Annotated in this window: 25 protein-coding genes and 3 tRNA genes; 14 read left to right on the top strand and 14 right to left on the bottom strand. The window is 25.0% G+C overall.

Annotated features, from left to right (window positions below):
• Position 1 precedes the first annotated feature (1 nt).
• The 4 genes from AMYT_RS05900 to AMYT_RS05885 all read left to right on the top strand — a co-directional run bounded on the left by AMYT_RS05900 (position 2) and on the right by AMYT_RS05885 (position 2001).
• Positions 2 to 1618 (top strand): UvrD-helicase domain-containing protein, encoded by a 1617-nt coding sequence (locus AMYT_RS05900; RefSeq protein ID WP_114841627.1) that lies wholly within the window; start codon positions 2 to 4, stop codon positions 1616 to 1618.
• Positions 1619 to 1717: 99 nt separating this feature from the next.
• Positions 1718 to 1802: transfer RNA gene (locus AMYT_RS05895), tRNA-Tyr, on the top strand.
• Positions 1803 to 1815: 13 nt separating this feature from the next.
• Positions 1816 to 1891 (top strand) — tRNA-Phe (locus AMYT_RS05890).
• A 23-nt stretch (positions 1892 to 1914) separates the two neighbouring features.
• Positions 1915 to 2001 (top strand) — tRNA-Leu (locus AMYT_RS05885).
• An 11-nt stretch (positions 2002 to 2012) separates the two neighbouring features.
• On the opposite strand, the gene AMYT_RS05880 is transcribed toward AMYT_RS05885, so the two are convergent.
• From AMYT_RS05880 to AMYT_RS05860, 5 genes are all read right to left on the bottom strand, one after another.
• Positions 2013 to 2351, bottom strand: a complete 339-nt coding sequence (locus AMYT_RS05880) for a cupin domain-containing protein (protein ID WP_114841626.1) — start codon at positions 2349 to 2351, stop codon at positions 2013 to 2015.
• Positions 2352 to 2484: 133 nt separating this feature from the next.
• Complete coding sequence (locus tag AMYT_RS05875) at positions 2485 to 4407, bottom strand: TonB-dependent receptor plug domain-containing protein (RefSeq protein WP_114841625.1); 1923 nt, start codon at positions 4405 to 4407, stop codon at positions 2485 to 2487.
• A 101-nt stretch (positions 4408 to 4508) separates the two neighbouring features.
• Positions 4509 to 8630 carry a cobaltochelatase subunit CobN gene (locus AMYT_RS05870; RefSeq protein ID WP_114841624.1) on the bottom strand — a complete coding sequence of 1374 codons (4122 nt, stop codon included), beginning with the start codon at positions 8628 to 8630 and terminating at the stop codon, positions 4509 to 4511.
• Positions 8631 to 8639: 9 nt separating this feature from the next.
• Complete coding sequence (locus tag AMYT_RS05865; RefSeq protein ID WP_114841623.1) at positions 8640 to 8945, bottom strand: DUF2149 domain-containing protein; 306 nt, start codon at positions 8943 to 8945, stop codon at positions 8640 to 8642.
• Positions 8929 to 9471 (bottom strand): MotA/TolQ/ExbB proton channel family protein, encoded by a 543-nt coding sequence (locus tag AMYT_RS05860; RefSeq protein WP_114841622.1) that lies wholly within the window; start codon positions 9469 to 9471, stop codon positions 8929 to 8931. Before AMYT_RS05860 ends, AMYT_RS05865 begins: the two co-directional genes overlap by 17 nt.
• A gap of 169 nt (positions 9472 to 9640) precedes the next feature.
• Here AMYT_RS05860 and AMYT_RS05855 point away from each other — a divergent pair, with 169 nt between their 5' ends.
• From AMYT_RS05855 to AMYT_RS05845, 3 genes are all read left to right on the top strand, one after another.
• Positions 9641 to 10144 carry an NADPH-dependent FMN reductase gene (locus AMYT_RS05855; protein WP_114841621.1) on the top strand — a complete coding sequence of 168 codons (504 nt, stop codon included), beginning with the start codon at positions 9641 to 9643 and terminating at the stop codon, positions 10142 to 10144.
• A gap of 38 nt (positions 10145 to 10182) precedes the next feature.
• Entirely contained in the window at positions 10183 to 10692 is a 510-nt protein-coding gene (locus AMYT_RS05850) for a GNAT family N-acetyltransferase (protein WP_114841620.1), read from the top strand.
• 108 nt (positions 10693 to 10800) lie between these two features.
• The gene (locus tag AMYT_RS05845; RefSeq protein ID WP_114841619.1) at positions 10801 to 11583 is read left to right on the top strand and encodes a coiled-coil domain-containing protein; all 783 of its coding nucleotides are present in this window, start codon (positions 10801 to 10803) and stop codon (positions 11581 to 11583) included.
• An 11-nt stretch (positions 11584 to 11594) separates the two neighbouring features.
• On the opposite strand, the gene AMYT_RS05840 is transcribed toward AMYT_RS05845, so the two are convergent.
• The 3 genes from AMYT_RS05840 to AMYT_RS05830 form a co-directional block, all read right to left on the bottom strand.
• A complete protein-coding gene (locus AMYT_RS05840; RefSeq protein WP_114841618.1) occupies positions 11595 to 12344 on the bottom strand; it encodes a carbonic anhydrase in 750 nt (249 codons plus the stop codon).
• Between the two features lie 162 nt (positions 12345 to 12506).
• Complete coding sequence (locus tag AMYT_RS05835; protein WP_114841617.1) at positions 12507 to 12857, bottom strand: hypothetical protein; 351 nt, start codon at positions 12855 to 12857, stop codon at positions 12507 to 12509.
• A gap of 87 nt (positions 12858 to 12944) precedes the next feature.
• A complete protein-coding gene (locus AMYT_RS05830; RefSeq protein WP_129085751.1) occupies positions 12945 to 13247 on the bottom strand; it encodes a hypothetical protein in 303 nt (100 codons plus the stop codon).
• Between the two features lie 143 nt (positions 13248 to 13390).
• On the opposite strand from AMYT_RS05830, the gene AMYT_RS05825 reads away from it, so the two are divergent.
• Both AMYT_RS05825 and rraA read left to right on the top strand, forming a co-directional pair.
• Positions 13391 to 14125 (top strand): endonuclease, encoded by a 735-nt coding sequence (locus AMYT_RS05825; protein WP_114841615.1) that lies wholly within the window; start codon positions 13391 to 13393, stop codon positions 14123 to 14125.
• Positions 14126 to 14248: 123 nt separating this feature from the next.
• Positions 14249 to 14737 carry a ribonuclease E activity regulator RraA gene (gene rraA / locus AMYT_RS05820; protein WP_114841614.1) on the top strand — a complete coding sequence of 163 codons (489 nt, stop codon included), beginning with the start codon at positions 14249 to 14251 and terminating at the stop codon, positions 14735 to 14737.
• 6 nt (positions 14738 to 14743) lie between these two features.
• Here rraA and AMYT_RS05815 read toward each other — a convergent pair whose 3' ends face one another.
• Entirely contained in the window at positions 14744 to 15397 is a 654-nt protein-coding gene (locus AMYT_RS05815; RefSeq protein WP_114841613.1) for a carbonic anhydrase, read from the bottom strand.
• A gap of 10 nt (positions 15398 to 15407) precedes the next feature.
• Positions 15408 to 16859 carry an acetyl-CoA carboxylase biotin carboxylase subunit gene (locus tag AMYT_RS05810; RefSeq protein ID WP_114841612.1) on the bottom strand — a complete coding sequence of 484 codons (1452 nt, stop codon included), beginning with the start codon at positions 16857 to 16859 and terminating at the stop codon, positions 15408 to 15410.
• 149 nt (positions 16860 to 17008) lie between these two features.
• Here AMYT_RS05810 and AMYT_RS05805 point away from each other — a divergent pair, with 149 nt between their 5' ends.
• From AMYT_RS05805 to AMYT_RS05795, 3 genes are read left to right on the top strand one after another with little or no spacing between them, the layout of a single operon-like run.
• Positions 17009 to 17884, top strand: coding sequence for an AraC family transcriptional regulator (locus tag AMYT_RS05805; RefSeq protein WP_114841611.1), 876 nt, complete (start codon positions 17009 to 17011; stop codon positions 17882 to 17884).
• A 45-nt stretch (positions 17885 to 17929) separates the two neighbouring features.
• A complete protein-coding gene (locus tag AMYT_RS05800; protein ID WP_114841610.1) occupies positions 17930 to 19450 on the top strand; it encodes a glycerol-3-phosphate dehydrogenase/oxidase in 1521 nt (506 codons plus the stop codon).
• A complete protein-coding gene (locus AMYT_RS05795; protein WP_114841609.1) occupies positions 19437 to 20177 on the top strand; it encodes a glycerophosphodiester phosphodiesterase in 741 nt (246 codons plus the stop codon). Before AMYT_RS05800 ends, AMYT_RS05795 begins: the two co-directional genes overlap by 14 nt.
• A gap of 12 nt (positions 20178 to 20189) precedes the next feature.
• Here the strand turns inward: AMYT_RS05795 and AMYT_RS05790 are convergent, their stop codons facing one another.
• Genes AMYT_RS05790 through AMYT_RS05780 form a run of 3 tightly spaced genes read right to left on the bottom strand, consistent with a single transcriptional unit; the run spans position 20190 to position 21828 of the window.
• Positions 20190 to 20756 (bottom strand): TlpA family protein disulfide reductase, encoded by a 567-nt coding sequence (locus tag AMYT_RS05790; protein ID WP_114841608.1) that lies wholly within the window; start codon positions 20754 to 20756, stop codon positions 20190 to 20192.
• Positions 20757 to 21410, bottom strand: coding sequence for a DsbA family protein (locus tag AMYT_RS05785; protein ID WP_114841607.1), 654 nt, complete (start codon positions 21408 to 21410; stop codon positions 20757 to 20759). It lies immediately after the preceding gene.
• The gene (locus tag AMYT_RS05780; RefSeq protein WP_228197901.1) at positions 21400 to 21828 is read right to left on the bottom strand and encodes a disulfide oxidoreductase; all 429 of its coding nucleotides are present in this window, start codon (positions 21826 to 21828) and stop codon (positions 21400 to 21402) included. Before AMYT_RS05780 ends, AMYT_RS05785 begins: the two co-directional genes overlap by 11 nt.
• Before the next feature lie 164 nt (positions 21829 to 21992).
• Here AMYT_RS05780 and AMYT_RS05775 point away from each other — a divergent pair, with 164 nt between their 5' ends.
• Positions 21993 to 23174 carry an EAL domain-containing protein gene (locus AMYT_RS05775; protein ID WP_114841606.1) on the top strand — a complete coding sequence of 394 codons (1182 nt, stop codon included), beginning with the start codon at positions 21993 to 21995 and terminating at the stop codon, positions 23172 to 23174.
• A gap of 52 nt (positions 23175 to 23226) precedes the next feature.
• Positions 23227 to 23397 carry a hypothetical protein gene (locus tag AMYT_RS14935; protein ID WP_162919475.1) on the top strand — a complete coding sequence of 57 codons (171 nt, stop codon included), beginning with the start codon at positions 23227 to 23229 and terminating at the stop codon, positions 23395 to 23397.
• Here the strand turns inward: AMYT_RS14935 and AMYT_RS05770 are convergent.
• Positions 23394 to 23765, bottom strand: coding sequence for a S24 family peptidase (locus AMYT_RS05770; RefSeq protein ID WP_114841605.1), 372 nt, complete (start codon positions 23763 to 23765; stop codon positions 23394 to 23396). The genes AMYT_RS14935 and AMYT_RS05770 overlap by 4 nt on opposite strands.
• Positions 23766 to 23770: the final 5 nt, after the last annotated feature.

Raw genomic sequence — 23770 nt, 5'->3', positions numbered from 1 at the left:
GATGAATTTAACCAAAGAACAATTAGATATTATAAACTCAAAAGAGCACTCATTTAAAATAAATGCAGTTGCAGGTAGTGGGAAAACCACTACTCTTTTAGAATATGCCAAAAAGCACCCTACTTTAAAAATCTTATATTTAGCATATAATAAATCTTTGCAAACTTCTTTAGAAGAGAAACTAAAAACTAGTAATATTTCAAATATGCAAATAAAAACTATCCACTCTTTAGCTTTTACAAAAATGCAAGCTTGGAACTATAAAATCTCCTATGACTTAAAAATAGATACTATTTATAAATGTATAAAAGAAATGGATAGCTTTTTTGAACCCAGTGCAAACTACTTAGCCTTAATTAAGGATATTGTAAACTTTTATTGTAATAGCTCCCATATTCAATTAGATGAAGTGTTACTTCAAAACTATAAAAAATATTCTGATTTAGATGCAAAAATTTTAAAAATCATAAAAACAAAAAGTGCAAATATTTTAAATCATACAAAATATATACTAACTTGTATGAAAACTCATAAAATTGAAGCAACACATGATTTTTATCTAAAGTTATTTTTTCTAAATAAAAAAATCTCTTCAAATTTAGAATATGATTTAATACTTGTAGATGAAGCTCAAGATATTTCAGATGTTATGATAGCAATAGTTGAAGCACAAAACTGCAAAAGAGTATATGTGGGAGATAGCTTTCAGCAAATTTACTCTTTTAGATATGCTTTAAATGCCTTAGATAAGATTAATCTTCCTTCTTATAATCTAAGTAAAAGCTTTAGATTTGGTGATAATTTAGCAAAAAATATACAAGAAACATTAAATAAACTATATGCAAAGAAAGATTTAAAACAACTATATATAACTGGAATTGAAGAAAAAACTTCAAAATTTGGAAGTAGTGTTGTGGATAAATCTAAACCTTTTTGTGTAATAAGTAGAACAAGTTTTGCATTAGCAAAAGAGGTAATAAAATATCTAAATGAGAAAAAAAGAAAAATATTTTTTGAGGGTGGATATAATACTTACTCTTTTATGAATCAAACAGTATATTCAATTTATTATTTAAAAGAAAAAAAATTTGATAAAATCTCTTTAGAAGAAATAGCACAATTTTCTTCAATAGAAGAGTTAGAGGAGTATGCTAAAGATACAAAAAATCAAGATTATTTAAATGTTATTAAATTTGTAAATACCTATAAAGATAATATTTTTGAAATAAATAAACAAATAAAAGAAAATCTTACTTTAAATAAACAAGAAGCTCAAATTATCTTTACAACTACGCATAAAGCAAAAGGAATGGAATATTCACAAGTAATTATGTGTGAAAATGATTTTATTTCAAATAAAGATATTATAAATCCTAAAAATAACCTAAGTAATGTAAAAATAAATGAAGAACTAAATATCTATTATGTTGCAGCAACAAGAACAAAAGATGCACTTGATTTTGCGGATTTAAAACTTGATTATACTTATAGTTTTGAAGAAGAGGAAGATAAAAGTAGTAGTTTTATTTCAAGAACAAATAATAAAAGAGTTCCTATGAAAAAACTAAAACAACTGCAAAATGAATGGCTAAAATCAAATAAAATAAAATATTTTTAATATTTTAAAAAAAAGTGGCAAAATTTCAGCTTAGTTTAATAAACATACTATTATAATTCCACCCGCTTAACAAGAAAGCGACACAAAAAACTTAACAACGGTGAGGTTGGAGAGTGGTCAAATCCAGGAGACTGTAAATCTCCCGCCTATGGCTTCGAAGGTTCAAATCCTTCTCTCACCACCACTAAAGTTTTGGTGGCTCGGTAGCTCAGTCGGTAGAGCAAAGGACTGAAAATCCTTGTGTCGGCAGTTCGATTCTGCCCCGCGCCACCACCTTTTATTTTTATACACACTGTGCGAGTGTGGCGGAACTGGTAGACGCGCGGGACTTAAAATCCCGTTCCCGTTTGGGAGTGTGAGTTCGATTCTCACCATTCGCACCACCTATTTACAATCAAAGTTTTAATACACCACTTACCCTAGCAACACTATCTTTTTTTGCTAAAGTTAATCTAATAATTGAGTTTTTATTTGCTTTTAAATCATGTGGTATATTTGCACTTAAAGATACTATATCACCTTTTACTAATTTATGGATTTGTTTTTCAACTCCAAACTCTATTTCCCCTTCAAATATCTCAACAGTAATAGGAAAAGCTGTTTTATGTTCTTTCATTATTTGATTTTCTTTCATAAGAATTCTTATTTCTTTTGAAAGTTCATTTTCAAACATAAGTGAAATTGCAACTGTATCTTTATACTCTAAATCTTCTAATATGTTATATCTATTCATTATAAATCCTTTAGTAAATTTATAACATTATTTTTGATATTAATTATTGATTACAATCAAGTTAAGAGGTTCTTGGCCAAACAGGTTATTTTATTTTAGGAGAACGAATCTTTTGTTTGACCAAGAGAGTATATTAAAAAGTATAGTTTAATCCCACATAATAAAACCTACCTCTTAATTGATAATCATATAAATCATTTAACTTTTTATTAGTTAGATTTTCTATTCCAGTTTTAACACTTAAAGAATCAGTAAATTTTTTTGAAAGTTGTAAAGCAAAAGTAGAATACGCTTTTAAACTTTTATTATTATGGTCTTTTTGATTTCCAATATACTTATATCTAAAAGTTGTTTGCAAATCGTAAGGTAATAAGTAAACTATTCTTGTATTTATTGTATGCTCTGGTTTTAATTTTAGCTCTTTATTTGTCTGTTTATCTTCTGTTTTTAAATAAGTATAATTTAAATTAAAATTTAAATCTTTTAGTAAATTAGTTTTTTTATACTCTAACTCTAAGCCTTTTGTAGTTGCATTTGAAATATTATCATACTTTTGTATTTTCATTTTACTAAAAGGGCAAGGTATAAATATAGGAAAATTTTTGCATAAAATATTTGTTTCAGCTCCTATTAGTTTTGTATCAATTAAATTTTTTATTTTATTATAGAAAAGTGTTGTTTTAAAAAAGTCACTTCTATTTTCAAACTCATAACTAATTTCATATGAATCTAAACTCTCAGGTTTTAAATCTTTATTTCCATTAAAGCCATGACCTGCATAATAGTTTCTAAACATATAGGAAGAAGAAGTTTGAGTAACAGTAGGAGCACTAAAACCATGTCCATATCCACCTTTTAGTCTGCTATATTCATCTATTTTATATACCATATAAGCCTTAGGACTAATTTGTGAACCAAAGTTTTCATGCTTGTCATATCTTGCACCTAAAGTTAAAATTAAACTATTTGTAATATCTATTTCATCTTGAACAAACAATGAGTTATAATTTATACTATCATTAAAATTTGCACTTTTTTTATAGCTTTGATCATAACTTTTATTATAACTTTCCTTTCTAAACTCTCCTCCAAAAATAATCCTATTATTTTTTATTGCATCAATAGAGATTTCTGCATTTGCTATTTTATCTTTTAATATATGTGAATATTTAAATTGATTTGTATGGGAATTTGATTTTGTTTCATAATATTTTAATTTAATAGCAAACTTTTCAAAATATTTATTATAAGAAATTGCATAGTTTCTTTTTTTAATATTGTAATAAGTAGGATAATCAATAGTTTCTCTTAGTTCATTTGAAAGAATTGCTGATAAGTTTATCTCTTGAGAATCATCAATATTAAACCAAGTATTAACTATAAGATTTTTTACTTCTTTTCCTTCATGTAACACACTATTTTCATATTCCGTAATATTTTTATTTTTATCTTCAGCAAAAATAGAGTAAGAGAAGTTATCATTAACTTTCCCCACAGAAGTAAAAGAGAATTTTTTTTCATTTCCCTGATTATTTTTATTTAAAGTTCCTCCTTCAATATCAATAGTAGAAACAATAGTTTCATTTGGTTGTTTTGTAATTATATTAATTACCCCACCTAAAGCATTTGAACCATATAGTGAACTCATTGGACCTCTTATAATCTCTATTTTTTCAATTGCTTCTAAAGGAATCCAATTATATTGAAAATCAGAATGTCCTATTTGTGCATCTGTTAAAGATACTCTTTTCCCATCAATTAAAATAAGAGAGTTTCTACTTTCTAATCCACGAATAGATATATTTTTTCGTCCATAAATTGAACTATTATTAACACTAAAATTTAAACCAACTACTTCACTTAAAATATCTGCAAGAGAGTCTGCTTTTATCTTTTTTATATCTTCTTGTGTAATTATAGATACACTTGAAGATACATCAATAACCTCTTTATTTGATTTTGAAGTGATAACTACATCATCTAATTTTTCCATTGAAAAAAGCATTGTTATCATAATTAAATTTAAAATTAAAACCTTAGAAAATACCCTATACATCTTAAATCCTTTATAATATTAAATATAATAATTATTATATAATTGATTAAAAAAAAGAGAAACTTTTTTCAACTCTATACTTTAGTTAAATGATTTAAATTCTAATCCTTTTTTCTATATTCAATTAAAGCTCCAAGTATTATTAAAGTAAATAAAAATATATAAAGTAGCTTTTCTATTTTATTATCAATTTTTTCTTCTACTTTTTCTAGTTTATGTCCTTTTATTAAAGGAGATTCTATTTTTTTTAGCTCTTGCACTTTTTTTTCTTGTTGAGAAGTTGGCACATTTTTAATAGACATTAATCCATAACCAGTCACTTTTTTATTTATAAACTCTTTAAATTTATTATTATAAGTTTTGATTTTATATTTATCTTCTAAGTTTTTATATAGTGCAATTAGTTTTTTTAAAGTTTTTTCATCAGTTTTAAAATAACCTTTTCTTGAAGCCTCTATAATCTTCTCTACAAAGGAAGCAAAAGCATTTGGATTAAAGTTTTCAAACCATTTAGGAAGTTTTAGATTATATTTATCATTTATATAAACCTCAACAAACTCTTGCCATTGATCATTTCTTACAATATTTGGATCAACAACTTGCCAACCCCAAAAATTATCCATAACAGTTAAAACTCCAAGAGTACCACTATATCCCTCCTCTTTCATCTGTTTTATCCATTTGGGATGAAAATATCTTCCTCTTAACTCTTTAGCCATAAAAGTAGAAGTATCTTCTATTTTAGGATTTTTTGTATCTCTTAAATTTGAGATATATGTTTTTACACTTTTTTTATCTATATTTCTAATTGCCATTGAAATAGAACCAAAATACTCAAAAGGATCATCAGAAGTTAATAATCCATATAAATTTGAAGTTCTTGAAAAAAATACAGCATCAGTACCACTTAAGTTTTTACTATATAAATCAAGTTCAACATTTTTTTCTCCCCATCTATTAACATCACTTCCATAATAATATCCAAGAGTTTGCACATAGTTTTGAGAAATTCTTTTATCATTTTTCCATCTAGCACTCTTTGAAATATCCCCTACTCCACTACCATAATCGCCTATTTTATTTGAAAAAACTCTAATTGTTGAAAGATACAAAGCCTCATGTTTTGTTATATTTTTAAGTGAGTTTAACTTTTGTTCTAAAGCTAAAGTATTTTGTCTTAAATAGTTATCTTTTTCATTAAGTTTTGATACTTTTTCAACAGCTTTAGCTAATATCTTTATAGTTTGAGGAAAAGTATCCCTATAAAGCCCAGTTACACTTATAACCACATCTATTCTAGGTCTTTTTAATTTTTTATAAGGAATTATCTCTACATCTACTATTTCTCCTTTTACTGTTGCTTTTGAGTGCTCTAATATTTTTTTAGCTTTTAAAAACCAAGACTTAGGAGTTAAACTTAATACAAAATCAACCATTGGTACAGTTATAAAACTAGAAAGCCAAGTTGAAAAACTTTCTCCTAAATAGCTTTGTAATACTGCTTTTGCCATATTTTGAACAACTTTATTTGATATACCTGTTTCATTCCAAATTGGTTTTACTCCCATTGCATACAAAATTTGTGATTCTAAAACCCCATAATGTCTCATTGTCTCTAAAGACCAAAGATTAAAAGTTAATTTATTGGGATATTTTTTATTTTCTTTATAATAATTAGAAATAAAATCTTTCATTAATTTACTACCAGTTTTATATGCAGCTTTTGTAGGAACCTTACTTGGATCAAATCCATACATATTTATTCCTGTTGGAAGTGAGTTTGGATTTCTTATAGGGTCGCCTCCTATACCTGTTTGAATATACTCACCGTTTAATGCCCTTAAAAAGTTTTTTATCTCTTTTGTATTTTCAAAATCCTCTTTATATTTTCTTGCAAGTTGCAAATATGGCCTTAAGGCTTGATTATCTAACTCTTTAAAATCTTTATTATTAATTACAAAATTATCAATAAGTTTAAAGGATTTTGATTCTTTAAATTTTTGATAATTTTTAGTAAAAAAATTTTTATTACCTTCTACAATTTCTATAAACTCATTTCCTAACATTTGTAAAAGAGTAGAGATAAGATGCTCTTTTTTAGGATAAGTACCAAAGGTATGCATTCCAAGGGGCATTGCTTGCTTAGAAGCAGATAATATATAATCTTCAACTTTTGATAAATACTCCTTAAAATCTTTTAAAATCATATCTTTTTTAAAGTTTATATCTTTATTTATATTTACTTTTATAGTTAAATCTATAATTTGTTTTTTTAACTGTTCTTTTAATACTCCCTTATCAACATTATTGTATTGGTTTATTAAATCCATAATTTCACTTAATTCTTTATATGTTCCAGTTAGAGAAAAAGGTGGAGTTTGATGGGAAATTAAAGTTGCTCTTCCTCTTCTTTTTGCCTGTATGGCTTCTGCTAAATTATTTGTAATATATGGATATATAATAGGAGTATCATTTAATACAACTAAAGCACTATCATATATACTTAAGCCTCTTTGTTTGCCAGGTGTCCACTCTTGAGTTCCATGGGTTCCAAAGTGTACTATTGCATCTGCATTAAATTGCTTTGTAACATATAAATATGTAGCTAAATATGAGTGGGAAATAGGGATTAAAGGATTATGCCAAAGTCTAGTATCATCTTTTGTTATATCTGAATTATGTTTTTCTATACTACTATTTCCTTGAGCTCGTCTTGGTTGAGGAAGCAAAAGTATATTTCCAAATTTTTTTCTAGGTATTACAAAATAACACTTCTTATCTTTGCAAAATAAATTTTGTGAATCTAAAGGTTCTTTCCAAACTCTTTTTATCTCTTCTTTTAACTTTAATGGTAATTTATTAAAAAATTTTAAATACTCACTTAAAGGATATAAAACTGCATTATCATTTTTTATTATTTCATCTTCAATATTGCTAAAATCTGTTTTATATATCAATTTTAAAGCTTTTGAAGACTCTTTTATTAAATACTTTTCATTATAACTTGTAGTGCTATACCCATCTTTAACTAAAGCTTTAAATACCTCTTCTAAACTTTGAGGAATATTTAAAAAACTTGCACCCATATTCTTTACCCCAAAGGGATAGTTATAATACATAATTGCTATATTTTTATCTTTATTCTCTTTTCTTTTTAAATTAGAGATATTTATTGCTTTATTTGCTAAAGAATAAAGTTGAGAAGGTATTGGTTTAAGTTTTTTTGATATTTTATCTTGTGCAGAAATAATTAAAGGATCAAAATAACCTATGGTTTCAGGAATAATATATGTCATAGGAATCATTGAAAACTCTACGCCATGTTTATCTTCATACCATTTTTGAATATTTCCTTTACTATAATATAATGCATGAAGAATTGGAATATTTAGTTTTTTATACTGATTTTTTAACTTTTCATGGTTTATAATCATTAGTTGAAAATTTATTATTACATCAACTATTGTTTTATTTTCATATGTTAAAAACTTTTTTCCTATAAAATCATCTCCTGTAACATCAGTAAAAAAAGGAAGAGTTTGAAAGCCTTTTTCTTCTAAATATTTAATTATTTCATTTATATGTTCTAAATTATTTGAAACTATTGAACCTCTATGTAAGCCTATTGCAATAAGTGGTTTTGAAAGAACTTGTAAATTTAGTTTAAAAAACTTAGCATACTCTTCAAGAGTATTAAAGATTAAGTTTTCTTTTTTTGGATGATATATTCCATCTTTAGGAATTACTATTGCTTTATTATAAGTTTTATTTGAAATTTTTAATAATTTATTTTTTATAAAAATACTTAGATTTATAAAGTTATATTCTCCTCCATTATTCCAATACTCATTAAAAGTTATACTATCTTCTAAAGTAATATTTTTTATATATAAGTTTTCTTCTTTTATAAAAGAAAGAATTACAATATTATTAAGCTTTTTCAATATATTGTTATACTTTTCATACATTGAAATAACTGATCTTTCTCCAGCTAATGAATCAAGGATAATAATCTTATATTTTGAAAAATCATTTAAAATTTCTTCTTTATTTAGTTCATTTTCAAATTTAAAATCAACTTTCAAATTATATTTTTTTGAAATATTAATAAACTCATTAATTTTAGCTTCTTGGGAAATTTTTCCTATATTTGTACTTAAAATTAGTATATCATTTGCATAAATATTTATGAAAAAAAGTAGTAAAAAAGATATTATTTTCATTTTTATCCTTTATTTGGGAACATATATAATACTTCCATCTTTTAGCATATAAGCAACTCCTGCTTCTTTTCCATTACCTTGGCTTATTTCTCCTTTTGATTTATATTTTTTTATTTTTTTTCCTTTTTTTACTATAATTTCCATATTCTGTTTTCCTGCATTTTTAACTACAGTTACATCATTATTATTAAAAGGGTTAAGAGGATTTTGTGAAATAAAAATTATCAATGTTGCAATAATTACTAAAAAAACATCTACTAAGTTTACAGCAGATAAAAGAGGATTTAAAGACTCATCATTATTTAGAAGTTTCATCTTTTGCTCCTCTTAATAATAGTAAGTCTTTTATCTCTTGGGCATACCAACCTTTTCTAATTGTAGTAACCCAATATGTAAGAGAAGATGTAATTAAGGCAAAAATCACTGCTGCAAAAGCAATAATAAGATTTTCACTTATTCCTTGAACATTTCCATTTGATAAGGCTTTTAAAGCAGGTCCCATTGGTATCATAGTAGCAACAAGTCCTAACATAGGTGAAATTTTAGTTACAAGAGAAGAGACTTGTAGTTTTTTAAAAGCAAATACTTCTAAATCTTCAATACCATGAAAACCTCTTCTTATTTCATAATTTATTATAGGATAACCACTAAGATTACTTCTTATTTCACTTTTAATATATTTAATATAGTTTTTATAAGATATTTTTCTTTTTATGGCTTGCATAAAAAATACCCCAATTTCAAAAAGAGAATAAAAAAACAATCCTACAATTAGTAGTAAAACAGGAAATAAAAAAGTATTTGAAACTTTATACATAAAACTCTCAATTAAAAAAATCATTTTTTTCCTTATTAGTAATTTTTCAAATTATATATTAATAATGATAATAGTTATCTTAATCATAAGTAAAATTTTATAATTTTTCAATATTAGTTAAACTTCAAAATTAATCTTTAATATTTAAAGAGTATAATCCTTACAAATTTTGAATAGATTTTAGGAGATATTTATGGCAAAAATTGGAATAATTGTTGCAAGTGCAAATAATAATGTTAAATTAGCAAAAAGATTAGAAGAACTTACTATTGAAGCAGGATATGAAGCTGAACTTATAAATTTAGTAGATTTAGATTTACCTTTGTATTCAACTGTTGAAGAAGAAAGAAATGGCTTACCAACACAAGCTTTAGAATTAGCAAATAAAATTTTAAATTTAAATGCTTTTATAGTAGTAGCTCCTGAATACAATGGAGTAATGCCTCCTGTTTTAAACAATGCTATGGCGTGGACTTCAAGAAGTACAAAAGATTGGAGAGATGCTTTTAATGAAAAAGTTGTAGCTTTAGCAACACATAGCGGTGGAGGTGGAGCAAAAGGGCTTCAAGCTATGAGAATAATGTTTCAACATTTAGGAGCAAATATCCTAGCAAGAGAAATTTTAACTACTTACGAAAAACCACTAAATGAAGATACTGCAAAAAATATAATCTTTCAATTAGCAAAATTATCTTAAAATAAAAGGGTTAAATTCCCTTTTATTTAGGATAAATTATGAAAATTTTAGAAACTACTAGACTAATATTAAGAACTGTAAACCATGAAGATATTCCACAACTTTATAAAAAAATTTTTTCAGATATTGAAGTAATAAAACTAACTTTTGGAAATGAACTTTTTAACCTTGAAGAGTGTACAAAATTTATAAAAGAAAATTGTAATTTTGATAAAGAGATAGGCTTAAGTGCAATTATAGAAAAACAGACAAATACCCTTATAGGTTTAGGTGGTGTTTTACAATGTGAATACTTAAATCAAAAAGATTATGAAATTGGGTTTATTTTAGCAAAAGAGTTTTGGGGCAAAGGTTATGCCACAGAAATAGGTCAAGCACAAATTGATTATGTAAAAAATAAGATAAAAGCTTCAAGGGTTATTGCTTTAGTTGATAGTTCAAATACAAGCTCAATTAATGCAATAAAAAAATTAAATCTCTCATATTTTACAAAAGTTAAAACAGAAGATTCAAGAGGTGATAGGGAAGTTTATATATTAAACTTTTAAACTCTTGTTACAATTTTAATAATTGCTTAAATAATAGATGGTAAAATCTGTTATTTTAATCAATAATTACTGCAAATATGTTATATTTTTTGTAAAAAAGGAATAGTTTTGAAACAATTTATATTTTTACCACTGTTTATATTTTTATTAACTTTTACTGGCTGTGATAGTGGTTCTATATTTGGTCCAAGTGATGAAGAAATAGCTTTAAAACAAAAGGAATTAGATCAAGCAAAAGAGCTAAAACAAAAAGAACTTAATGCAACTTTTGCAATAAAAGAAAAAGAGTTAAATATAAAAGAAAAAGAGATTCTTCAAAATAAAGAACTAAAACAACAAGAAGCTCAATTGGTTCTTGCTCAAAAACAAGCCGAGCTTGATAATAAAAAAGATATTGAGATAGAAAAAATAAAATCAGATATAGAAAAAGAAAAAATTAGAATTGAAAAAGAGAAAATAAAAGCACAAAATAGAGAAAAAAGGCTTCAATTTGAACTAGAAGCTTTACAAAAAGAAAAAGATAAACAATTACAATTTTATGCCATGCTATTAACTGGTGTTATTATTTTACTTATTAGTATTGCGATTTTTATTTATTTTAATAATAGAAGAAAAGATAAATTAAAAGCATATCAAGATAATATGGAAAAATATTTTAGAGCAAAAGAAAATGAAGCAAAACTTCAAATAGCAAATAAAATACTTGATACTATTGCACAAGGTAATTTAAATGCCCAAACAGAAGCAAAACTAATTGCTTCTTTAAATGGCTCAACTCCTAAAAATGAAGAGATAAAACCTCAACTTGAAAATAAAAAATTTGATGAAGTAGTTGATTTAGAAATTTTAGATGAAGAGATAAAAAAAGAACAAGAAGATAAAAGCAAGTAAAATACTTGCTTTTACTCTAAAATAAATCTTGCATTTTTATTTTGAATAGGTCTTGCATTATTTCCCATAAGCTCCTGAAAATCTTTAATTTGATCTTTTGAAGCTTTAATTGTATTTTTTAAAACTACCCATTTTACACCTTCTGTACAAGGAGGAGTAGTTAAAGAACCATCAAAAGTAAAATATGTTTTTTCTTCAGGTAAAATATCATATCCATAAATATCAGATTTTAACTCATTTTTATCCCCAGCTTTTAAAGGAATATTTCTTAAAAGTTTATTTAAAACTATATTTGTTTCTTCATCTTCTTCAACTAACACTGATAAGATTAAAATAGAGCCTTTTTTACTAGCATGAACTAATTGTACTTCCATAGGAAAAGCTTCACCTTCTATTTTATTTTCAGCAGGAGTATGAAAAACCATTTGTTGTAAAGCATACTCATTATTCATAAACTCAACTGCATTACCCCTTGCAAAACTAACTTTTAAAACTTTTGAATCATACTCAAAAGTAGTCGCTCTTGAATCATCATAAAAAGTTAATTCTTCTAAAGTTGTATCAACACTATCTTCTATATTTATAGGAGATTGAGTTTTCCCATCTTTACAAATCCTATACTCTTCATCTAAAGAAGACCAATTTGATGGAGCAAGGTTATCTTTATATCCCCATTGTGCGAAAGTTTTTGTTTTATCGCCCTCACCTAATAATATAGCAATTATTGCAACAATTATTATATAAACCATTGTTTTAAGCATATAAAAAATCCTCTCTTTTTTATTGTATTTGTAAAATATTATATAATAATTAGATAATACTAGCCTTGCAGAAAAAATAAGAGAGTCTATTTTATAAGAAGATGTAACTATCTTACATAGTTGCTTTATTTATAAAAAACTCACTAAATAGTGAGTTTTTATCTATTTTGGTGGAATAAAGTTTTCATCTAAATAATCATAAAAAAGGCACCTATCACACTTAATAATTGAAGTATAATCTAAAGTTGAAAGCTCTAATTCTTTAAAAGCTTCTTTTATAGCATCTATTGCTTCTTCTTGTGCAGAATAAACTATTGCTTTAGAACCAAGATTACCACTTACTATTTTATTAGTTTTTTCAAGAACCTTTTTTAGATTGTTATCCCAATAATCAATTAAGTTTTGATTATCTTCTAACTCATCATACTTTTCATCCCACTCAAGACATAAATCTGGAAGTAATCCACATGTTCGTCTATCATCAAAGTCTATTGTTATTCCATGTAGTATCATAGGGTACTCCTTATAGGAAATTAACTTTATCTAGTTAAATTATAGCACAATATAAAAGTCAATTAATAATTTAATAAAGTAAATTATTTATTTAAGTTTCAAATTTACAAGTTTTTGTAATATCTCTTGAGCTTCTTGCTTTTCAAAAAAGATATTCATAGATAATTCATGATTTACTCTTATTAAAAACTCTTTTTTCTTTTTTAACAATTCATCATTATTTAAATTATATTTCTCTAAAAGTTCTAACATTTCTTTTTCATAAGAATCAATTATCTCTTGCTTTTTTACTCCCTCTGGTTTGTAAGATTTATTTAAAATAGTTTTTCTAATTGATATATATAAAAGTAATAAAATAAGTGAAATTATTAATAAATTTAAAATATCCATTTTCTCTCTTTTTTTTAAATTTATATATCTTAACAAGTTTTATATCTTTTTTATATAAAAGAGGTTTTGAACTATTGATTGAAAAAATTATTATTATATAATCTTAGATATACTTCTAAAAAATAATCAACTCAAGGAAGAAAATGAAAGCTTTATTCTTAAGTATAATTTTACTTTATTCTTTAAATGCAAATGAAAAAATCAGTTCTTTTACTGAAGCAAAAAAAATACTTAGAAAAATCTATAGTGATCATCAAGTTACTTTTTATGCTGGATGTAAATATAACTATAAAGATAAAAAAAATATGATAGATAGAAACTCTTGTGGGTATAAACCAAAAGATGAATATACAAAAAGTGGAAAATTAAATGAAAGAGCAAGAAGAATAGAATGGGAGCATGTAATTCCTGCTGAAAACTTTGGTAGAGCTTTTAAATGTTGGAATGAAGGTGATGAACAATGTGTAAAAGAAAATGGTAAAAAATATAAAGGAAGAAAATGCTGTAGTAAAGTTGAATCAAAATTTAAATTTATGGAAGCAGATTTACACAACTTAGTTCCAGCAATTGGAGAGTTAAATGCAAATCGTTCAAACTACAAATTTGGAATAATACCTGATGAAAAAAGATTTTATGGAGAAAATATAGATTTTGAAGTTGATTCAAAGGCTAAAATAGTAGAACCCAAAGAGAGTATAAGAGGAGATATTGCAAGAATATATTTCTATTTTGAACATAAATATAAAATGCCAATTTCAAAACAACAAAAAAAGCTATTTGAAGTTTGGAATAAACAAGACCCTGTTGATGAATGGGAAAGGGAAAAAAATAAAAGAGTGGAAAAAATACAAGGAGATAGTAATATTTTTATTAAATAGCTTTAAAGTTATTTAATAAATAAAACTAAGCTTAAAAATTATAGTATATTTTACCAATTTCAACACTTTATATACATAGCATTTTATTATAATACCTTGCTAGACAAAGATTAAAGGATTGTTATGAATTTTAGTACAGCAGACATATGCGACGATTTTAAAGATAGTGGTGAAAGTATTCAAGTTTTATCACCAAAATTTAAATCATATGGCGGACTTAAAAAATTTCAAGGTGAAGTTATAACTGTAAAATTAGATAAAAGCAATTGGCTACTGCTTTCTATGCTAAAAAATGAAAAAAGTGACGGTAAAATAGTTGTTGTAGATGTTGATCAAGCATTTTATGGAATTGTGGGTGATAAACTTATGGCTTTTGCTAAAAACAATAACTATAAAGCAATTATTATTAATGGATATGTAAGAGATACAGATATTACAAAAAATATTGAAGTTGGGCTTTTTGCAATTGGAACTTGTCCACAAAGAAATTTTGATAAAACAGAAGCTTTTAGAGATATTGAACTAAATTTTGAAGGAATTAAAGTAAAAAGTGGTGATTATATCTATGCAGATAGTGATGGGGTAATTATTACTAATAAAAAGCTTGTTTAAGACTCTTTAGATACCTAAAGAGTCTTTATCTTTTAAATTAAAAAATTTATCTTCTTTATCATTATAATATTCAATTGAACCATCTTCTATTTTATAATACCAACCATGAATTTTTAAACTTTTATTTTCTATTCTTTTTTTAACTTCTGGATATGTTATAAGATTTTTTAATTGACATAAAATTGAGTATTTTTCTGTTTGTCTATATTTTTCTTCTTGTGTTAAAGTAGAATAATTTTGTAAAACATACTCTTTTGCTGTTTTACCTAATTCTAACCATTTTTTAACATGTATCATCCCTATTTCATCATCAATTTGCTTATATAAAGCTTTGCAAGCTCCACAATGAGAATGACCACAAACTATAATATGCTTAACATTTAGTACACTAACTGCAAATTCAATAGCAGCTGCACTTCCATGAAAATCGTTATCTGCTTTAAAAGCAGGAATAAAATTTCCAACATTTCTTAATATAAACATATCCCCTGGTTTTGAATCCATAATCAATTCTGGAACTACTCTACTATCACTGCAACCAATAAATAAAACCTCAGGATTTTGTCCCTTTTCAACCAAAGTTTTAAAATCATCTTTATAATCTTTAAATGTAGAGTTTTGAAAAGTAATATTTCCTTCTATTAATTGACTAAATCCCATGCTATCTCCATTAGTGTTTAACTTTTATATTTTTAGATTTAATTTTTTCAATAAATGAGATTATTTTTGAGATTTTTTCCTCTTCTTGCTTAATATGTATCTCTCCACTTAGTTTAAATATTTGCATTTTTTTATCTAAATAGTTTGTATTAAAATTTCCAGCAATAAAATCTTCATCTCTTACTATTTCTCTATGTAAAGAGATATTAGTAGGGAAACCTTCTATATAATACTCATCTAAAGCTCTTTTTGCTTTTTTTACTGCCCCTTGCCAATCCAAAGACCAAACAATTAATTTTCCAATCATTGAATCATAATTTGCAGGAACTTTATATCCTGTATAAGCACTTGTATCAAGTCTTACTCCAGGTCCTCCTGGTGTTAAATATTTTTTAATTGTTCCAGTTGAAGGCATAAAATTTTTTTGAGGATTTTCTGCATTTATTCTAAACTCAATTGCATAACCTCTAAATTGAATCTCCTCTTGCAATAATTGTAACTTATCTCCTTCTGCTATTTGTATCATTCTTTGTATAATATCTATACCTGAAATTATTTCTGTAACTGGATGCTCTACTTGAACTCTTGTATTCATCTCAATAAAATAAATATTATCATCTTCATCCAATAAGAATTCAATTGTTCCCACACTTTCATAACCCAATTTAAACATTGCTTTTGTTGCAATTCTATAAAGCTCTTTTCTTGCAGTATTATTAAGTCTTGGTGAAGGAGCAATTTCAATTACTTTTTGATGCCTTCTTTGAATAGAACAATCCCTTTCGCCTAAATGTAATACATTCCCATATTTATCAGCAATAATTTGTATTTCTATATGCCTTGGATTTTCAACATATTTTTCAATAAAAACTTCACCTCTACCAAAATATTTTTTTGCCTCATTTGTGGCACTTTCAAACATCTCAACAAAATCTTTTTTGTTCTTAACTATTCTCATACCTCGTCCACCACCGCCAAATGCAGCTTTAATAATTACTGGAAAACCAATTTGTGAAGCAATTTTTTCACCTTCTTTTACATTAATAATAGGTTCATCTGTTCCTTCAAGTACTGGAACTCCTACTTTTTTCATAGCAACTTTTGAAGCCATTTTATCTCCAAAAAGAGCAATATGTTCAGGTTTTGGACCAATAAAAATTATCCCATTTTCTTCACAGGCTTTTGCAAAATCAGCATTTTCACTTAAAAATCCATATCCTGGATGAATAGCATCACAATTTGCTTTTTTTGCAATTGAAATAATTACTTCATAATCTAAATATGCTTTTATTACATCTCCCATAATTGGATAACATTCATCGGCTTTTCTTACCCAAACTCCTTCCACATCTACTTCTGAAAAAATTGCTACACTTGTAATTTCTAGCTCTTTACAAGCTCTTATAATTCTTAATGCAATCTCACCTCTATTTGCTATTAAAACTTTTGATATTTTATTCATTTTTATTACCTTAAAAAAAATTACGCTCTAATTTTAGGCTTATATAAAAAATATTTCTTCTTCTTTTTTGTTAATTTTATTGTTTATTTGTGCTAATTTATATATCTATTTATGCTTATTTTATATATAAATAGTGCTATTATATAAGTATGAAAAAAGATACTTTACAAAAAAGAACAAAAATTGCAAATGATATAATGTACTATATTTACACCCATATTGATACACATATTGATATTGAAGAGTTAAGTTTTGATTTACAAATAAGTAAATTTCATATGCATAGAATATTTAAAGAAGCTTTTGGAAAAAATATTTATGAAAGCATAAAATCAATTAGACTTCAAAAAGCAGCAAATTTACTTTTAACAAATAGATACTCTACTATTTCAAATATTGCAAACTCTTGTGGATATAGTTCCCAATCTTCTTTTATAAAAGCATTTAAACAAAGATTTGAAATGTCTCCTAAACAGTGGAAAAATTACGGATATAAAGAGTATTCAAATAAAATTTTACAACAATCACAAAGAGCTTTACAATCAACTGCAGATTTTTCAAAATTAACTCCAAATATAGTAAAAATGCCTACACAAGATAGTTTTTATATTAGAAACAAAGGTTATAATGTAAATGTAAAAGAGACTTGGCAAAAACTACAAACTCTTATTTTAAATAATAATTTAAAAGAGTACAAACAAATTGCACTATTACATGATAATCCAACAATTACCCCTTTAAATGAGTGTCAATATATAGCTTGTATTGTTCCAAAAAATAAAAATGATGTAAAAAGTGATAGATTACCTAGCTTTAAAATTGAAGAAGGAGTTTATGCAAAATTTGATTTAAAAGGAAAACACGGAGATATGCTAAAGTTTATTCACTGGGTTTATCATGAATGGTTAGTAAAAAGTGAGTATGAAACTACAACAAAACCTTCTTTTGTAGTTTATAATAAAAACAATTTTTTAAGTGAAGATAATGAATTTGATATTAGCTTTTATGTTTCAATAAAGTTTTAATAACCATTATTTAAATAGTATATAAATATTAACATAGGTTTAAAAATGAAAGTTACTTTTGATAAAGAGTGTGAAGTTCTTATAATAGGTGGAGGTGCTATTGGAAGTGCCATTGCTTTAGAAGCCTCTTCAAGAGGTTATAAAACTATTTTATTTGAGCAAAATGATTTTGCAAGTGGTGCAAGTAGCAAAAGTAGTAAACTAATTCACGGAGGAGTTAGATACCTTGAAAAAGCTATTTTAAATCTAGATAAAGCTCAATATAATTTAGTAAAAGAAGCACTAAAAGAGAGAAGTCTTTTTTTAAATAATTCTATGCATCTTAGTAAAAAAGTAAAATTTACAATCTCTTGCAAAAACTATTTTGAATTAATTTACTACTATTTGGGATTGAAAACTTATGAGTTTATAGCCTATAAAAACTCTTTATGCAAAACAACTTTTTCTTTAAATAAAATGCAAGTTAGTTATTGTGATGGGATTTTCAATGATAGTAAGATGGTTATAAATATTTTAAAAAAGGCTGAAGAATTTAACTGCCAAGTATATAACTATTCAAAACTTTTTGCTTTTATTTATAAAGAAGAAAAACTTATTGGTGCAAAAATATTTTTAAAAGAAGAAAATAGATATATAAATGTAAAAGCAAATGCTATATTTAACGCAACAGGACAAGAAATTGATGAAATTAGAAAATGTGATAATAAAAATTCATTAAATATTGCAACTTTTAGTAAAGGAAGCCATATAGTTTTAAAAGATGACTATTTAAAAAATGAAGCTATTCTTATACCTAAAACCTCTGATAATAGAGTAATTTTTATTATTCCTTGGCAAAATTATACACTTGTTGGAACAACAGAAATACAAGAAGACAAACAACAAAATCCTATGGCGTCAAAAGAGGAGAAAGAATATTTATTAAACTACTTTAATAGCTATTTTAATACAAAACTAACACAAAAAGATATTCTCTCTTCATTTAGTGGATATAGAACCCTTATAAAAGAGGAAAAACAATCACAAAATATAATAAGAGAACAGATAATAGAAGTTTCAAAAACAAATCTAATTTCCATTGCAGGAGGGAAATGGACAACTTTTAGAAAAATAGGTTATGAAGCTATACAAGTTGCCATAAAAAACTCTTTTTTACAAAATAGTTCTTCTATTTCAAAAGAATTAAAAATTACACAAAAAATAGATATAAGAAGTTTAAAAAATCTTACAAAAGATGAAGAACTTTTAAAATATTTAATCCAAGAGTATGCCTCAAAAGCTATTGAAGTTTTAATCTTAGCAAAAGAAGAACAAGCATTTGAAAAAGTACATAAAGATTTTTTAATTATAAAAGCACAAATTTTATATGCAATTAAAAATGAGTATGCAAAAACAATAGTGGATTTTTTAGCAAGAAGAGTAAGAGTAGCCTTTGTAGATAAAAATAAAGCTATACAAATGGTTGAATATGTGGGCAAAGTTTTTGCAAAAGAACTTTTGTGGGATAAAGAAAAATTAAAAATAAATATTGCATTAGCAAAAAAGGAAATAAATGAGCTTTTTTAATAATTTTAATAAAGAAAATCTAATTTGTGCCCATAGAGGCTTTAGAAAAGTGTTTGTAGAAAACTCTTTGGAAGCTTTTATAAGCTCTTTAGAATTTTGTGATTTTATAGAGTTTGACATACAATTTACAAAAGATTATATTCCTATAATTACCCATGATGAAACTTTAAAAAGATGTTCAAATATCTCAAAACTAGAAGAATTTAAAAAGTATAAACCTTGGTATATAAAAGATTTAGAATTTAATCAAATAAAAAAATTAAACTATAAAAAAACAAAAATAGCCTCACTTGAAGAGTTTTTAATTCTTGCAAAAGATAAAAAAATAGTTTTTAATTTAGAAATAAAACAGATGCAAAAAGAAATTAATGAGATAAAAGCTTTAGAAGTTTTACTTTTATTGCTAAAAAAATATAATATTAGTTGTGAAATTTTAATCTCTTCATTTAATCATAACTATTTAAAATATATTTCACAAAATAGTGATTTTTCTATTGCAGTATTAGATGAAGAGGTAAAAAGAAAAGATTTAATAAACTACTTAAAAGATTTAAAAGCTGTTTCATATAATATAAGTAAAAAAGCAGTTAATCAGTTAGATATTAATGCTTTAAAACAAAATAATATAGAAGTCTTAGTTTATACAGTAAATGACCAAGAAGAGATAAAAAGACTATTTAAACAAGGTATTAAAGCAGTATTTACAGATTATATACCAAAGAGTTAAACTCTTTGGTATTTATTTTAAACTATTTTTAATATGAGTTTCTAAACTTTCTTCATTTATTAAACCAACATATTTTTCTAAGAATTTACCATCTTTACCATATAAAAATGATTCAGGGATTTTTTTAACATCATCAAAGTTTTTAGCCATTCTAAAGTTTTCCTCTTCACTTATAGTTACAGGAAAATTCATCTTATATTTATTCATAAAAGCTTCTAACTCTTTTAAGTCTTTATTTTTTTCATATAAAACACCAACAATTACAAAATCATCTTTATATTTATCTTGAAGTTTCGTTAAAGTTGGCATCTCTTTTATACAAGGAGGACACCAAGTAGCCCAAAAATTAATAAGCACAACTTTATTTTTTAAATCTTGTGAAGTTAAAATATCATTTTCTACTGTTAAAACAATTTTTTCATTTTTTGTAGTCATTAATGTATATGTTTTATTTGTTTGCTTTTTTAGCTCTTTAAAATCTGAACTACTTTTAATTACAGTAGCAGCCTCTTCTTCATTTCCACATCCTGTAAAAAATATTGCAAATGCAATTAAAAATGGTAAGTATAGTTTTTTCATCTATTTTTCCTTCTCAAAAATTTCTTTTTCTACTAGATTAAGTAAAGCTTGATAGCTTAACTCTTTAAGTTCTTTTCCATTTACAAAAAAAGTAGGAGTACCTCTAACTCCTAAAGCTTTTGCATCTTTAAAACCTTCTTTAATTAATAAACTTACATCAAGTTTTAAAAAATCCTCTTTTAACTTTTTCATATCAAGACCAGCTTCTGGAAGATATTGCCATACAAGTTCTGGTTGAGGGTCATTGTGATTTGCCCATAAAGGTTGATATTTAAAAATCACTTCTAAACTCTCTAAATATTTATTTTGAAGTCTTGTAGCTTCTAAAACTTTTATTATATAAGCTGAATTTTTATGATTTGCTAAATATCTAATAACTAATTTAATATCTTTATAATATTGTTTATATACCTCTTTTACAGCAGGATAAAATGCTTGGCAAGATTCACACTCAGGATCAAAAAACTCAACAACAACTACATTTGCTTTATTTTCTCCAAAACTAATTGCATTTTCTCTTACAAAAGGAGCTTCATCTTTTTTACTAAAACCTTCAAGCTTACTTTTTTGATTTTGATTAAATAAATATGTTGCACCAATAAAAAGTGCTAAAAGTATAACAATAAAACTAAATACTAATTTTTTATTTTTCATCTTTTAAAAATCCTTTTTTTCCCGCAAGTAATAAAATAAGAATCAAACTATATGATATTAAAGATAAAAAAGGAATATTAATAAATCCAAACCAATTAATATATTTTGTACTACAAGGAACTCCTTGAACACAAGGAACAACACTTTCAGGGATAATTCCAAACATTAATAAATTATGATAAATAGCAAAAAATAGACCAACGACAACTAATCCAATAGAGTATTTAAACACTTTATCATCAGGATATAATAAAGCTATAAGAAAAATAATCACTAAAGGATACATAAAAATTCTTTGATACCAACACATTGAACAAGGTATAAATTGCATAACTTCACTAAAAAAAAGACTTCCCAATGTTGCTATTGAAGCTATAACAAAACATAAAAAAATAACTTTTGAGCCAATAGTATTCACACTAATTCCTAATTTTTATTATTATTTTATCTAAACTTTCGTGTAGTTTCTGTGTATAGTAATTAAAATTATTTTAAAGAACTATATAAAAAATAAACAGTATAAAAATTATATAGTTTATTCTTCTTGATATAATAAATATACAATTTAAAAAAAGGGAATAGATGTTTTTAGATAAAAAGATTGAAGTATATTTTCAACCCATAATATCTATAAAAGAAAAAAAAATTTTTGCTTTTGAAGCTTTAACAAGAGGTTTCGATAAAGAAAATAATTTTATCTCACCCTTAGAACTATTAAGTGAAGCTAGAAAAAAAAGATGTTTAGAAGAGTTTGATAATTATATAAGAGAAATGGCAATAAAAAAGTTTGCTACATATTATGAAAAAGATAAAAATCTACTTCTATTTTTAAACTTTGAATCATCAGTTATAGATAAAAATATTAAAAACAACTTTGATTTTACAAATTTAGTAAAACAGTTAAATATAAAAGAAAGCAATATAGTTTTAGAGATAAAAGAAGATACAATTAATAGCAATAGCACTTTGCAAGAGTTTTGTGAATATTATAAAAATTTGGGATATATTATAGCAATAGATGATTTTGGAACGGGGTATTCAAGCTTTGACAGATTGGCAATTGTAAAGCCAGATATTGTAAAAATTGATAGAACTTTAATTGAAAATATAAATAAAAACTATATAAATGCGTCAATATTAAAATCCATAGTAGATATTTCACATAAAATTGGAGCTTTAACTCTAGCTGAGGGTGTTGAAACAAATGACGAAATTTTAATTTGTATGAAGAATCATATAGAAGTATATCAAGGTTTCTTTTTTGAAAAAGCAGTTGAGACTATAACTGATGAAATAAAAGTAAATATTTTAGAGAAAATAAATACTATTGGAAGTGAATATAAACAAGAAGTTAAAAATCATATAGATAAAAAGAACTCTATTTTAAAAAAAATGAAACATTTAACAAAAGATATTGTTCATACTATTTCACAAGAACAAACTTTTCATTTTGAAAAAGTAAAAGAAGTAATGAAAGTAAATACCAATATTGAAGCTATTTATTTAATTGATTTTTTATCAGGAAATCAAATTAATGATACTTTAATTGACTCAATTTCAAAGGGGTTTTATCAAGCTTCTAAGCATAATGAAGACCATAGTTTAAAAGAGTATTATTATATTACAAAAGAAGCAAAAACAAAAGAGTTTTTAAGTCAAAAGTATATTTCAAAAGCAACAGGCAATATGTGTAGAACCTATGCAAGAGTTATAAATTTAAATGAAGATAAATTTATCTTATGCTTTGATATATTAACAAATTAAGCATAGTAATTATCAATAATTTTTTATATAATAAAACAAAAAAGGCTAAATTATGAATGAAAATGATATTAATGAATTTATGAAAATGGTAATTCCTATGCTAAAAGAGTTAAGCAAAGAAGAGATTGAAGGTCAAATAAATAGTATTGATAATATGAAGGAAGAAGAAAAACAAAAATTTATTGATGCTATTTCCCTTTTAAAAGAAACAGAAGATAATTAAAGTTTAGTAAAGGTCAATAATGCCTTTGCTACAATATGAACTTCACTTGCTTTATATACCAAATGAGAGTAATTTTTATTAATTGAAACTAAATAAAACTCTTTATTTTTTAAAACTGCTTTTTTTATCCAAAGTCTATTTTCATAATAAGCTATATATATACTTTCATTTTCTAATTGTTTTTTAGATAAATCAGCAACTACTAAAGCCTTATGATTTATCACAGGTTGCATAGACTCTCCATCAACTCTTAAAACAAATAATGAATCTTTATTTACCTCATCTTCTAGTAAATACTTTGAAAATTCTAAACTCTTTTGTTTATTTTCATCAAATACATCTAAATATGTTAAAACAATATTTTCCATAAATT

The organism is Malaciobacter mytili LMG 24559, assembly GCF_003346775.1.
GTDB classification, from domain to species: Bacteria; Campylobacterota; Campylobacteria; order Campylobacterales; family Arcobacteraceae; genus Malaciobacter; species Malaciobacter mytili.
Note: the sequence above shows the minus strand (reverse complement) of the source record. Positions and strands in the feature narration are given on the sequence as shown.